Raw genomic sequence first — 13,054 nt, forward strand, 5'->3', positions numbered from 1 at the left:
GTTACTGCCCCAAATAGAATAACGTTGATTACCTCTGATTATTGTCGTTCCGAACTGTTGTACAGTCTTTTGGATTCCTGAAAACGAATGAAGTATCGGTGGCGAAAAAATAGCTTCGGCCGTTCCTGAGATCGAATCCTAGTTTTCCGCTTTCGGTGGTGTGATCATGATGTGGGCACGATGCGTACCCGCATCCATCAACCAGGCGTGTCCCGGCGGGGTAGTGGTCGTGGGCAATCCGGTAGATTCGCCCGTGGCAAATGGCATGTAGAACACATAACGCACATAGGGGTTTTCGACTTCCTTCGTAGTGGCATTCACTTCTCCGGAGAATACGCATAAAGTCGCCTTGTCCGGCATTTTTAGCGTACCGTCCTTTACTTCTTTTTCACGAATGGCGAAGACCTCTTTCCCATCTTTCCCTTCTGCTTTGAGTGCGCGTCCACGTGCCATAAAGGCATCCAGTTCTTTGTGATAGGCGGCAGTTGAAAAGTCTTCTTTGTAGGGATCGTCGGCAATACAGATATAAGCATTGGAGCCTTCCCGAAGCGTCGTGAAATCCCCATTGGCATCGTATCCGTAGACCTTAGCGCCTTCACGGTATTCTTCCGGGGCTGCTAAGACCGCGGTTTTGATCTGCCATTCCGCAGGTGGAATTTCCTGTGCTTCCGTACAGGAAAAAGGTAGGATCGATAAAATTAAATAAACAGCTAGCTGTCTCATAGGATACAATTTTAGGTTCAACATCTTAGAGACTGTTTGGAAATATCTCGCTTATTTTCTTAGGGCCTCTTTTTGCGCCTTATTTCGTTAACCCCGAGCCTTCGGGGTTGACCGTCCGCCAAGGGCGGATGCTCAAAAATTTTGCCTCATAATGCATCAAAAATAGACCATAACAATTCTAACGACATATTTCCAAACAGTCTCTTAATATTTTGCGCTTTTACCGTTGGCTACGGTGCGATTGATGAAATCACGGATGTCGTTATTGGCATTTTGAAGGTCTTCGCGTCTCAGATACATCATATGGCCAGAGCGATATCCTTTAAAATAAAAACGATCTTTCATACGGCCACTAGGGTCAACCTGCCACATCGTATACTTCGCATTAAAATAGGTCGTGGCACCATCATAATAGCCACTTTGCACCAATACGTTCAAGTAGGGATTTTGCGCCATGGCTTGCCTAAGGTTGTCACGGGTGTTATCATCGTCGTTGTTCCAAGGGCGTACTGGCCCGAACATATTGTATTTGATATCGGTTTTAAAGTTGAGATCTTCCTGCAGGTAATAGTTGATTGCCGGTGTAAAACTATGTAGCCATGAGGTGATTTCGGCGTTGTAATCCGGCGAAGAACCGGAAAGCTGTCTGTCGATTCCCAAGTACCTACTGTCCAATCTGCCCACGGTATACCCCCCTTTTTCCTTTAGTAGGTTTTTCCAAAAGTAGCGGGTAGAGACTACCAGATTAAGGTCCAAAATTTCCTTTTTGTCAAGGCCAGAATAATATGCCATTTTTTCGGCTACGCTATTTTTTTCCGTTTCACCGATGTAACCTCCTTTCGCCAGCGCGGGAAGCAAGGTATTGATGGTGTAGTCTTCCGATTCGGGAAGGATTTCGGTCAAATCCTTATTCTGTAACTCCGCAGGCAATGCCTTATGGTGCCATGCAGCGGCAGTGTAGTAGGGCAGATTCATCGCATCGGAAACAGGGCCGTCATTTCGAATGACTTTATAGTCGGCCGGACTCACCATGATCACGCCGTTCAAATACATCCACTGTTGATCTTGCAAGGCCAGCGAAAGGCCCATCACCCGAGTACCCCCATAGCTTTCACCGATAATATATTTGGGCGAACGCCAGCGATTGTTTCTGGTGACGAAAGTGTTCAACCATTCCGCCAAATATGCAATGTCTGCATTGATACCGAAAAACTTGTCCCGATCTACTTCTTTGCCTTCTTCGGGAATGGTACGGGAATATCCGGTATTGGCAGGATTTACATATACAATATCGGTCACGTCCAGCACGGAATACGGATTCGCTTTTACGCCATACGGCTGAACGGGATAGCCCTCGTCATCTATTTTGAGGGTTCTGGGCCCGGTGTAGGCCAAATGCATCCAAACCGAACCGGAACCCGGTCCCCCATTAAAGGAAATCAGTAACGGCCGAGCGGCGCTATCTTTCACGTTATTGCGCGTATAGTAGGTATAATGCAAGGACGCTATTGGCTTGCCATGCTCGTCCCATACGGGTTGCGTTCCGATTTGGGCGGTATAATTTATCGGCGTACCGTTGATGGTAACACTATGTTGCGTAGTGACTACAGTGTCGATAGGAAGTTTGCGGTCTTGGGAAATTAAGGCATAGAGATTGAAAAATAAAAAGGTAAGGGATAGTAGTAGTTGTTTCATGTTGGAATTCGATTTAGTCAATTTTTAAAAATAACGAAAAAAGTTCAGGTTTGGATTCCAGTATTCCTTAAAAAGGAATCCTTTCCGCAGGTTGCCTTTTCATTTAAAAATAGTCGTATTTTTAAGTGGACTGCAAAACTTTAATCCATCGCTTATGAAATCGATCAACAGAAGAACCTTCAACAACAAATTGGCCAAGGGTGTGTTGGGAACTGCCATGTTGGGCCACATGCCGATTGCCTGTGGTATGGCGGCCGGACAAGACAACAAAAAACTCGGTATCGCCTTGGTCGGCTTGGGCAGCTATAGTGAAGGGCAGCTCGCCCCGGGATTGGTGAATGCCGAACATTGCTATTTGGCAGGCATCGTTACGGGAACCCCTGCAAAGGAAAAAGAATGGATGGAACGTTACGATATTCCGAAGGCAAACGTCTATAACTACGAGAATTTCGATTCGATTGCCGAGAACGATGCCATTGATATCGTTTATGTTGTCTTGCCCAATAGCATGCACGCCGAATTTTGCATCCGGGCCGCCAAAGCCGGCAAACACGTTATTTGCGAAAAGCCAATGGCCGTAAGTGTGGCAGAGTGCGATGCCATTATCGAGGCCTGTGAGCACGCCAACGTAAAACTCAGCGTCGGCTATCGCATGCAATCAGATCCCTTTACGAACGAAGTAAAGCGTTTGGTAAAAGAGAAAACATTTGGGGATGTAACTTATGTATCCTCCGATGCCAGTTATATTTCCCGCGGCAACCCAGATCAATGGCGACTGAACCGTGCCCTTTCGGGAGGGGGAGCATTGTTGAATATGGGCGTTTATGCCATTCAAAGTAATATCTATGGTACGGGAACCAATCCCATATCCGTTTCGGCACAGGAATTTAGCACCCGACCGGACTATTTTAAGGAGACGGATGAAACCATTATGGCACAGATGAAGTTTCCGAACGGAGCGGTAGGGCAACTATGCACAAGCCATAACGCTCGTGGGAATCGGTTATACGTAAGCTGCACGGATGGCTGGATAGAACTGAACCCCTGTCATTCCTATGGACCTTTGGCTGGTCGGACTTCCGACGGCAATAAAATCAGTTTTCCCCACAAAAGCCAACAAATGCTACAAATGGATGATTTTGCGCAGCACATCAAGACCGGAAGTACAAATTTTGCTCCCGGTGAAATGGGAAAACGCGATATGATCATTGTCGAGGCTATTTATCAATCCATACGAGAAGGTGGGAAAACGATTCCATTGGATTTGGGCGATATGGGAATCGTAAGGGCCTAGTTGAGTTATTACTTCAAAGAATAGCTAAAAAGTCTACTAATGGCGAATGAGTTCCACTCTTTCAAAACTTTTCGAACACCCCTAGGCCGAACAGAGCGAAATCGTATTTAACAGGGTCGATGGGATCAAGTTTTCGCAAGGAAGCATCTAGTTCCGCGAGTGCATTGGCATCGTTCTGCTTCCGTTTTATGAGCTTTAGTTTACGGGCCACATTACCTGAATGCACGTCAAGAGGGCAGGAGAGGGCTGCCGTCGGAACACTTTTCCATAGACCAAAATCTACACCTGTGCTTCCATCGCGCACCATCCATCGTAAAAACATATTGATACGCTTGGCAGCGGAACCCTTTCGGGGATCGCTAACGTGCTTGGTGGTGCGGGTCAAGTGCGGTAGCTCGAAAAATGTTTTCTTAAAATCGGAGATAGCCGGTTGCATCGAATTGCCAGAACTACCTTTGGTAAATACGGCTTCCAAACCGCCATGTATTTGATAGATGTTTTGAAGTGACTGAACGAAATAGGCTAAATCCGTCCCGTTGAACGTTCGGTGTACGAAGCTGGAAAGTCCTTCCAAATCGTTCTCCTGATGGTTGACAATATACTCGTAGGGGGAATTATCAAGTAGTTCCATCAAGCGAATTCCGTTGTTGATGATGCTTTTGCGATTTCCCCAAGCTATGGTTGCGGTCAAAAATGCACTGATTTCGATATCTTCCTTTCGCGTGAAGCGATGTGGAATCTGAATGGGATCACTTTCCAAAAAATGGGGATGGTTGTACTGAACGACCTTGGCATCCAGAAAATCTTTAAGATCTTTTTTGTTCATTCTAAAGAGAGATTGAGCAAGTCCGCCAATACGACCGGAATCGAAAGGATAAAGTTATAAGTTGCATGCAGGGCTACCGCCCACCACAGACCAAAGCGCACGCGAAGGTAGCCGGCGAAAATTCCTAAGCCCAGCTGCGGGGAGACCAGCAAGGGAGCCATCCAAATGTGATTTTCAAAATCACTAAAATTAGCCAGATGTATGCTCCCGAACAAAATTACAGAGAGGTAGAATGCGTATTTGAAATAGGTTTTGTCTCGAAACCAAATCAACGGGCCACGAAAAATCAATTCTTCGACAAACGGAGCCACCAGTACGATTAAAAATACAATAGCAGCCATCGGAAAGTTTTCGAACAATTCCTCCGAAGCATGACGACCAAAATCCATGGCAAAGAATTGCTCGAGAGCCATGATAACGGTCAGAAGTCCGAAACTAAGCGCAAGTGCCCAAACCACCAGTTTTAACAATATGGTGAGTCGGTATCCGAAATTGGTATTTGCATCTTCCTCGTAAACCGGGTTTCGAATAAATTTTAGAATGGCTTGCAACATGGTCGAAATAAGAGCTATTCTACAGATTAATTGGCGGAGGAAGAAGAGTTGTAGACCGTTTTTTCGGTAGCTACGATTAATCCATCGACCATTACGAGTTTTCTATCGGCCATATTTGCCAATTGTTCGTTATGGGAAACAATGACAAAGGTTTGCCCAAATTCATCCCGCAAATCGAAAAACAATTGGTGTAGCTTGTCGGCACTTTCAGAATCCAGGTTCCCACTAGGTTCGTCAGCGAAGATGACCGACGGATTGTTGATGAGTGCCCTTGCCACGGCAACGCGTTGCTGTTCGCCCCCTGAAAGTTCGCTTGGTTTGTGATGGTATCGTTCTGATAGCCCCAAAAAATCCAGTAATTCCGCAGCCCTTTTCTCCGCTTGGAGCTTTGGTGTTTTCTTAATAAAGGCGGGAATACAGACGTTTTCCAAGGCCGTAAATTCGGGCAACAATTGGTGAAACTGAAATATAAAGCCTATATGCTCATTGCGGAACCGCGCCATTTCTTTGTCCGTGAGCGCGGTAACGTCAATGTTATTTATGCTGAGGTTACTATCTTGTTTGTTCGAGAGTACATCCAGTGTGCCTAAAATCTGTAACAGCGTCGTTTTACCCGCCCCGGAGGCCCCGACAATGGATACGATTTCCCCTTTGGCGATGGAAAGGTCTACGCCTTTTAAGACCTCAAGGTCGCCGTATGCTTTTTTAATATTCTGGGCTTTGATCATAGCTGGGTTTTGCCGCTCGAAAATACATATTCGAGCAGAGACGGCAAAATACCACTTTGAGGCTGATTTGTGCGGTGAAATGGCACTTTTGAATATTGGAATTCACAATTAAAGGTTAAATTCACGGAAGGGGTTTTTAAATTGTTCATTTTGTTGAATCTTTGACATAATTTAATAAACAAAATTATTTTTACGCATGGCGGCATACCAAAATTTGGAAGAGTACAACAAGGAAATTTCTGATGAAATCAAACAGGATTATGAGCATATTTTAAGTGAAATCGGTGAAGATGGTTCGCGCGATGGTTTGTTGAAAACTCCGGAGCGCGCCGCTAAAGCCATGCTATTTCTAACCCAAGGTTATCAGCAAGATCCTGTAAGCATTTTAGAAGGCGCCATGTTCAAGGAGGATTACGATGACATGGTCATCATTAAGAACATCGAGTTGTATTCGCTTTGCGAGCACCATATGTTGCCGTTCTTTGGGAAGGCCCATATTGCTTACATCCCCAATGGCCAGATTGTTGGTCTGAGTAAAATACCACGCGTGGTGGATGTATTTGCCAGACGTTTGCAGGTCCAGGAACGCCTTACGCATGATATTTTGGAATGCATCAATACGACGTTAAAACCGAAAGGCGTTGCCGTTGTAATCGAGGCGGCACATATGTGTATGATGATGCGGGGGGTTCAAAAACAAAATTCCGTGACGACTACTTCCGGTTTTCGTGGGCAATTTGAAAAAATAGAAACACGCAATGAGTTTTTAAAGCTAATCGGTTCTGATCTCTCTTAATACATACAAGCGCAAATACTAAATTCAAATACGTACAGAAACTCAAATTCAAATTTCACGATAACTAGGAACTCTGATGGATTCGAGTCTGTATTTTTTTGGCATCCTTATTGCTCTTCAAAAGGCAGTACAATCAAATTTTTCAACATGTCAAAAACAAAACATTACGATTATAAGAAATTGGCCTTAGGCCTTCTTTTCGATGCCATTGGAATGTTGTCTTTCGCTATTCCATTTATCGGTAGCTTTACGGACATTATTTGGGCACCCGTTGCGGGGTGGCTTATGACGCGCATGTATAAAGGAAAGCCGGGCAAAGCAGCCGGAATGATTACTTTTATAGAAGAAATCGTTCCTGGACTCGATATCATACCGACCTTTACCATTATGTGGTTCTACACCTATATTTTTAAAGGTGCCACCGAGCCTACTACAATCGAGGTGAATTGATCACTTTTTCAGTACATTAATTTACTGATTTCTTAATGTCACAGAAAAATGCCTTTGTCAACTGTTGACAAAGGCATTTTTTTAATGTCATTTTTTCATTATTGTTGAGCGGTTGCGGCGTTTGAAAGGTTGTCCAAAGCCGTAGTAATCGTTGCCAAGATGTCCTCATTTTCGGTAATTCCGTGGCGTCTCACCAAAAAAGCGGGATTGTTATAAGATACATTAACAATTCCTTCAGCGTTTTCCCAGACCAATATTTTCTGTGGCAGGTCTAACGCGGTGGTTTGGGAATTTTGCATTAAGGGTGTTCCTAAGTTCGGATTGCCAAAAATGATGATTCTTGTAGGGTTTAAATCCTGTTGGATACTAGCCGCATTCGCTTGGTGATCGAGCTCGGCGATGATCCTTAAATTCGGGTTGTTCTCGATTGCCGCTTTAAGGCTCGCATAGACTGCATCGAATGGTTTGTCGTTAGTTGTTTTCGAAAGAATGCCCTCTTCCAAACCTACCATACTATCGGTTGCGACCACAATACTATCCTGGCTCGATCTTGCGCTCAGATTTTCGAGCGCACCCTGAATCGTAGGTAAGGTCGCTACCCCGTCCAGAGCATGACGGTTAGAAAGGTATTCGGTATTGTTGAATCCTACGAAGACTTCATTATCGCCATTTTGGTAGACTATTATTTTTTGCGGAAGGTCTAAACCTGCCAGTTGTTTTTGTTGCATCAGCGGAGTGCCCAGATTGGGGTTTCCGAAGAAAATGACCCTGGTCGGGTCGAGCGCCTCACCGACCGAATCGGCATTTGCACTGTGGTCTACTTCCGCCACTATCGAAATGTTTTCATTTACGTTGAGAGCATCGCGAAGGGCAGTATACGTTTCCTCGAAAGAGGCTATGCTTTCAGTATAGTCCATTCCCAAAACATTCGGGGGATTGGTCTGTTCGGATACGTTATCGTCATTATCCTTACACGAGAAGAGCATACTAAGACACAAGAATGTAATTAGTTTTATTTTCATGACAAATCATTTAGGTTCATTATACATACGGTGCTGACCTCTGATAGGATGTGCGGGATTACGTGAATTTTTAGTGTTTTTAAGTAGGTGCGAATGGAAACGCCTTGTCGTAGAGACTATATTTTTACATATGGGAAGGTTGCATTTCGATAGGGTTGATATGATGTCTTCGGCCCACCACATTTGCAAAATATGGGGTTTAATTTATATTAATGAACTTTATTTCAGCATTTTCTGGTTAGAAAAGAGCAATAAAAAAAGCCCATGGCGTTCCCTTGAACGCCATGGGCTCGGTACTATTCGTTTCCAAAAAATTACAAACGAAAAAGGGTACGGTTATTCTACTTCTACCGTAAAGGTCTGGGCAATATCGGTTGCTCCACCAGCATCGGCCAGGGTTCCGTCATTGGGTTTTTTTGGCTCATGACGTAAAGTAATTTGCAAGGTTCCGCTTCCGGCATCACCGGTCGTTAGCGTAAAACTAAGCCCCAACGGGTTGCCGTTTGCGTCTTCATCAGCATAAGTAACCTCCGTAATGGCGCCACCTGCCGTAAAAAAGAACTGGTGCTCTTCATCTTCCTCGGCCACTTCGACGGTAATATTATCCGCAGGGGTTTCCGTTTCGTTTAAAAGTGAAATACTCCCCGAATAAGTGGTATTGGCCTGTAAAGCACCTGAAACTGTAACTACCGGAGCGTCCGGACCGTCACCATCCAAATCTTGGGACTCTAGGCTTATCGCCCCGCCCGCACTTGCGGTTAGCGTTACGTTCATCGTGGTAATAACCTCTTCTTCATCTACGGCCTCGGGATCATCGTTGTCGTCGGAACAGGAAATACTTAAAAATGACGAGCCCATTAAAAGCATGAATAACACTAGTGATGGGCGGTAAAACAAATTGAAACTCTTTCTCATAATACTGAATTTTGGGTTAATAATTATAAATTAATCTTAGACTTATATTTCTTCCTAAATCGTCCACAAAATAGCGCTGGCGATTCAAGTATTCCCGATATTGGGTATTGAAGGCATTTGTAATCCGAAGCCCTACACTCAAATCATCGGTATGCTTTAAAGAGAATTTCGATGCGAAATCAGCGGATACCAGATGATAGGCAGGTGGGGGGGTATTGATATCGAGAACGACCTCTTCCTGTTGCTGTGGTGAAAACACCCGAATGTTGGGCGGAAATCTTTTCTGTTCAAAGACATATTGACTTTCAAAGGAAACACTCAAGTTTTTCCATTTAGGGTTCAGGTACGTAATACTATTCGTTAAATTGGCTGGAGGCATATTGATCAAGGGCATATCCATAGTTGTATCGGTGCCCTGCACAATTGAAAATTTGTGATCTGATCTTATTTTCGAAGTCCAATTTCGATACAACGAAACATCAACACCTAGGAGCTGTGCATCGGTCTGCCGATACGACCAGACCGGGAAGGCACCTCTTATGGTAAACTCTACTCCATTTGGCTCCAATAGGATAAAATCCCCAATGGAATTCAGGTAGGGCGCGAATGTGTAGCCCCATTTTAAGGTCTCGTACTCATAGGAAGCCGATAATTTTGAGGACGACTCGCTCTTTATCCGCAAATCGCCCAATTCTATTCTTGCCGCAGAATGGTGCAAACCATCACTGAAAAGCTCCGAAGGGTTGGGAGCACGTTGCGCAAACGCATAATTGAGTCGGATACGATGATTGTTCCCCAATTCATATTTGAATCCTGCGGTCGCGGAAACGTTATGATAATCGAAGACAGGGTTCGTCAAAAGCTGGGTACCGAGGTCTTCTATCACAAATTCCCCAAAATCGGTGTCGTAGTTTCGTTCTTCCCAGCGGGATACCCGATAGAATTTTTTGGCATCCATTCGATTGAAATCGTATCGAACGCCTCCCTCAAGAAACCAATCGGTACCAAGGCGCAGTTCGGAAACTGCAAAAATTCCAAAATCATAGCGGTCATAATCGGGAATCAATCGTTTTACTCCCGTGTCCGGATTGGCAAAATTCGATTGTATGCGCCCCAGGAGACCTATTTTGACGTCCAGTTCTTGTCGGGCATCCAACTGCATGTCTGTCGAAATGGTATGTGTGGTCAATTGCAAATCCAAGGCAGGTTTGTCGGCATCCTCACCGACCCGTACATCGTATTCGAACCTTCTGTTTTTTTGAAAATCGTATTGAAAGGTCGCTTTTCCCAATCCTTCGAAACGCCTGTAATAATTGAGCTTTGCCAAATGATGGGAAACTTCTTGATTGGGCCTGATGATGTCGTAGGTAAAATCGTTTACGACGTTGGGTTCCTTACTGTTTATCGCATCGATTAAATCATCTACATTACCGATGTGGGACGCTCGCAAAATACCGATATCCGCATTGAAATAGGAATAATAACCTTCCCAGCCCTGAATGAAGTCACGCTTGCCGATATTAAGGGAAATGCCGGTTTCCTGAATACCTGTGTTCGAGAGTAGGTAGTCGGGAGTTTCGAGGTCTCCCAAGCGTTTGAAAGAACCTTGACCTTTTAGGTAAAGTCCCGAATTGTAAGACTTGGTCAAGGTAGTCGTTATGTTTCCACCACGGCCATTTGAAAAAAGACTGATTTGAGTCTTTCCGAACAACGAGTCCGTTCGAACAATGGGTACGGGTTCTAGGACGATAACGCCTCCAATGGCATCCCCGCCGTACTCCAAGGCAGCGGCCCCTTTTATGACGCTTATTTTCTGATTGGCGTTCAAATCGACATTTGGGGCGTGTTCATCTCCCCATTCCATATCCTGCATGCGTACGTTGTTGTTCAGAACAAGTACGCGACTACCATTCAAACCCTGTATGACAGGCTTTACAATGTTTGCACCCGTGTTTAAGGAAGATACCCCTGTAATTTTTTTCAAGGCGTCTCCAAGACTATTTCCACTGTACTTTTCGATGTCCGCTACCGTAATGCTTTCTTCCTGTCCGGTTTTGGTGTTTTTCGCCAAATCGCCAACCACTTTTACTTCTTCCAATTCTTCTAGATGGTGTTCCAACCTTATTTTCTGATAGGTATCACCTTCGATTGTAACCGTTACAAATTGCGACTTACATTCCGGATGGGAGACCTCCAATTCGATAATCCCGTTACACAAATTCTCAAACCTAAACTTACCCGTCGCGTTCGATGTGGTGGTCGCCGTTTTGGAAATGATACTTATGGTCGCATTTTGCAAAGGGGTGTTGTCGTGAAAATCAACGATTTCACCTAACAGAATTTGAGCGCATTCCTGGCTCTGCAAATTGCTCGCCAGCAAAGCGAACAACAGGACTATAAAAAATCTCATGAATTGGTATTACGCTTGTTTATGCCAATAAATGAATCATTGGCAACCTCTTTTTCTGGGTACTTGAATCAACCAGTACAAGGAGGAGGCCTGCTAAAAGGCCGATAGCGCAAATGAAAGGAAGTGAAAGTAGGGATTTGACGTATAGGTGATTTCAATTCAAAGAAATCGAACGAAACAGTATCATTGAAAACCGTTTCAGTAAAAACATAATCGGTATTTTGATTCTCGATTGCAACATCGCAGATGCTACAGTTTTCGATAGCATCAGTAGAAGAACCTTCATGCGTGTATACATGTAAAGCCGCTACCTTAAAAAGGAGTAAGGCGAACAGGAAGAAAGAAATACTATGTAAACCGATTTTAGTCTTCACGCGGTGAAATTAAGCAAAGAATCCGATTTTAGTGTTAAGAAAAACATAAGAGCATTATTTGGCGTAAAATTTCAAGACCATTCCGCATTGGGTAGAAAACCAAGAGACGCACTATTTTTTCGAAAACAGGAAACTAAGGCCCATTCGGGAAAGCATCTTCTTTTCAAAGTTCCAAAAGAAGCGAAATTGGCCGAAAAGCCATCCGTAAACCACGAGTAGCACTTGGTAAAAAGGGAAAATCAACAATAGGCGCAACGTCCAATACAGAAAGCCACCCCACCAAGACTCGGGGAACGTCTCCCTCGCCATCCCGATCCACGCTAAAAAAGGCTTGGCTACATATACCGATGAGGAGCCCGTAATGGCGAATACGACGCAAATAACAACAACTTGCAGATTGGAATCAATGCCCCAACGCTCTTTTAGTTTTTCCATAGCTAATGATACTGGATAATCTGAATTTGAAACTGCCTATTCAATAGGCAGGCCTGCTGGTCCTGCAAGCGGGTTTCTCCTCGGACAGAGAAACCGATTTGAAGCTTGCCCGGGGATTATTTTGTCTGCAAAGATATGCCTTAAAGGCGAGGTGTAAAAGTCCCCAAACGCTGCCTGTATTTGCGCTGGAAATAGACGAAATAGTTGTAGAGTTTATAGTTTACCTCATAGCCGTAGTCGATATCCGGTCTATAGTCGATTTGCAATTCATAGAGATTGGGATTGAATTGGTTGGGCTGCAGTACGCGTTGGTTCCAGCTAATGACCCAGATTTGGTTTCTGGCCTCTAAAAACGATTGCGAGTAATACCCTTCGGGTCGCGCTACGCTCAGTAGCCAATAGTTGAAACCAGGTTCTATGATAATAATTTCATATTCGGTCTTATCGCTGGAAATTTCGATGGTGTCGCCTTCTACCTGTTGAAAGGCCTTTTGTTCTTCATCGGAGATGGCAATTGCCTGTTTACTGCTATTACATCCGACGACACATATAAAAAGGAGGGAGCATATTGCTATTGCGGCAAAGAGTTTCTTTATCATTATAGGAAGGTACGAAAAAAGCCGTTTCATCAGTGAAACGGCTTTTACTATAGATGAACTCGTCTTGAGTTCATCTTTTACCTACCCCCGAAGCGTCGGGGACACATTTTATGCCCTAATTTCGTCTTTTTCTCCCATCGTAGCTATGGCTATGCTGCTCAAAAAAGCTATCATTAGACCACAAAAGCCGCAAATCTCGGTTCCAAACATGAACTCAAGACGAGTTCGTTTTA

14 protein-coding genes are annotated in these 13,054 nt (G+C 44.3%); 3 read left to right on the forward strand and 11 right to left on the reverse strand.

Annotation, left to right across the window (positions count from 1 at the left end; translation table 11 throughout):
• Window positions 1-138 precede the first annotated feature (138 nt).
• Both FGM00_RS06500 and FGM00_RS06505 read right to left on the reverse strand, forming a co-directional pair.
• Window positions 139-723, reverse strand: a complete 585-nt coding sequence (locus FGM00_RS06500; RefSeq protein ID WP_138852116.1) for a hypothetical protein — start codon at window positions 721-723, stop codon at window positions 139-141.
• A gap of 204 nt (window positions 724-927) precedes the next feature.
• Window positions 928-2,418, reverse strand: coding sequence for a S10 family peptidase (locus tag FGM00_RS06505; protein WP_138852117.1), 1,491 nt, complete (start codon window positions 2,416-2,418; stop codon window positions 928-930).
• 154 nt (window positions 2,419-2,572) lie between these two features.
• On the opposite strand from FGM00_RS06505, the gene FGM00_RS06510 reads away from it, so the two are divergent.
• On the forward strand, window positions 2,573-3,712 hold the full coding sequence (locus FGM00_RS06510; protein WP_138852118.1) for a Gfo/Idh/MocA family protein: 1,140 nt from the start codon (window positions 2,573-2,575) through the stop codon (window positions 3,710-3,712).
• A gap of 61 nt (window positions 3,713-3,773) precedes the next feature.
• On the opposite strand, the gene FGM00_RS06515 is transcribed toward FGM00_RS06510, so the two are convergent.
• The 3 genes from FGM00_RS06515 to FGM00_RS06525 are packed head-to-tail and all read right to left on the reverse strand — an operon-like array spanning window position 3,774 to window position 5,820.
• Window positions 3,774-4,538 (reverse strand): TIGR02757 family protein, encoded by a 765-nt coding sequence (locus tag FGM00_RS06515; protein ID WP_138852119.1) that lies wholly within the window; start codon window positions 4,536-4,538, stop codon window positions 3,774-3,776.
• The gene (locus FGM00_RS06520) at window positions 4,535-5,092 is read right to left on the reverse strand and encodes a CPBP family intramembrane glutamic endopeptidase (protein ID WP_138852120.1); all 558 of its coding nucleotides are present in this window, start codon (window positions 5,090-5,092) and stop codon (window positions 4,535-4,537) included. The genes FGM00_RS06515 and FGM00_RS06520 overlap by 4 nt, the downstream gene beginning before the upstream one ends.
• 26 nt (window positions 5,093-5,118) lie before the next feature.
• Complete coding sequence (locus FGM00_RS06525) at window positions 5,119-5,820, reverse strand: ABC transporter ATP-binding protein (protein ID WP_138852121.1); 702 nt, start codon at window positions 5,818-5,820, stop codon at window positions 5,119-5,121.
• 196 nt (window positions 5,821-6,016) lie between these two features.
• On the opposite strand from FGM00_RS06525, the gene folE reads away from it, so the two are divergent.
• Window positions 6,017-6,616, forward strand: a complete 600-nt coding sequence (gene folE / locus FGM00_RS06530) for a GTP cyclohydrolase I FolE (RefSeq protein ID WP_138852122.1) — start codon at window positions 6,017-6,019, stop codon at window positions 6,614-6,616.
• A gap of 147 nt (window positions 6,617-6,763) precedes the next feature.
• Complete coding sequence (locus tag FGM00_RS06535) at window positions 6,764-7,066, forward strand: hypothetical protein (protein ID WP_138852123.1); 303 nt, start codon at window positions 6,764-6,766, stop codon at window positions 7,064-7,066.
• A 98-nt stretch (window positions 7,067-7,164) separates the two neighbouring features.
• Here the strand turns inward: FGM00_RS06535 and FGM00_RS06540 are convergent, their stop codons facing one another.
• The 6 genes from FGM00_RS06540 to FGM00_RS06565 all read right to left on the reverse strand — a co-directional run bounded on the left by FGM00_RS06540 (window position 7,165) and on the right by FGM00_RS06565 (window position 12,821).
• Window positions 7,165-8,088, reverse strand: coding sequence for a DUF302 domain-containing protein (locus FGM00_RS06540; protein ID WP_138852124.1), 924 nt, complete (start codon window positions 8,086-8,088; stop codon window positions 7,165-7,167).
• A 336-nt stretch (window positions 8,089-8,424) separates the two neighbouring features.
• Complete coding sequence (locus FGM00_RS06545) at window positions 8,425-9,003, reverse strand: type 1 periplasmic binding fold superfamily protein (RefSeq protein WP_236262951.1); 579 nt, start codon at window positions 9,001-9,003, stop codon at window positions 8,425-8,427.
• A gap of 16 nt (window positions 9,004-9,019) precedes the next feature.
• Entirely contained in the window at window positions 9,020-11,413 is a 2,394-nt protein-coding gene (locus tag FGM00_RS06550; protein WP_138852125.1) for a TonB-dependent receptor, read from the reverse strand.
• Window positions 11,414-11,481: 68 nt separating this feature from the next.
• Window positions 11,482-11,787 carry a hypothetical protein gene (locus FGM00_RS06555; protein ID WP_138852126.1) on the reverse strand — a complete coding sequence of 102 codons (306 nt, stop codon included), beginning with the start codon at window positions 11,785-11,787 and terminating at the stop codon, window positions 11,482-11,484.
• Window positions 11,788-11,898: 111 nt separating this feature from the next.
• Window positions 11,899-12,222: a DUF6787 family protein gene (locus tag FGM00_RS06560; protein WP_138852127.1), complete on the reverse strand. Its 324-nt coding sequence runs from the start codon at window positions 12,220-12,222 to the stop codon at window positions 11,899-11,901.
• A gap of 140 nt (window positions 12,223-12,362) precedes the next feature.
• Complete coding sequence (locus tag FGM00_RS06565) at window positions 12,363-12,821, reverse strand: DUF6146 family protein (RefSeq protein ID WP_138852128.1); 459 nt, start codon at window positions 12,819-12,821, stop codon at window positions 12,363-12,365.
• Window positions 12,822-13,054 lie beyond the last annotated feature (233 nt).

Origin of the sequence: Aggregatimonas sangjinii, assembly GCF_005943945.1 — a bacterium.
GTDB classification, from domain to species: domain Bacteria; phylum Bacteroidota; class Bacteroidia; order Flavobacteriales; family Flavobacteriaceae; genus Pelagihabitans; species Pelagihabitans sangjinii.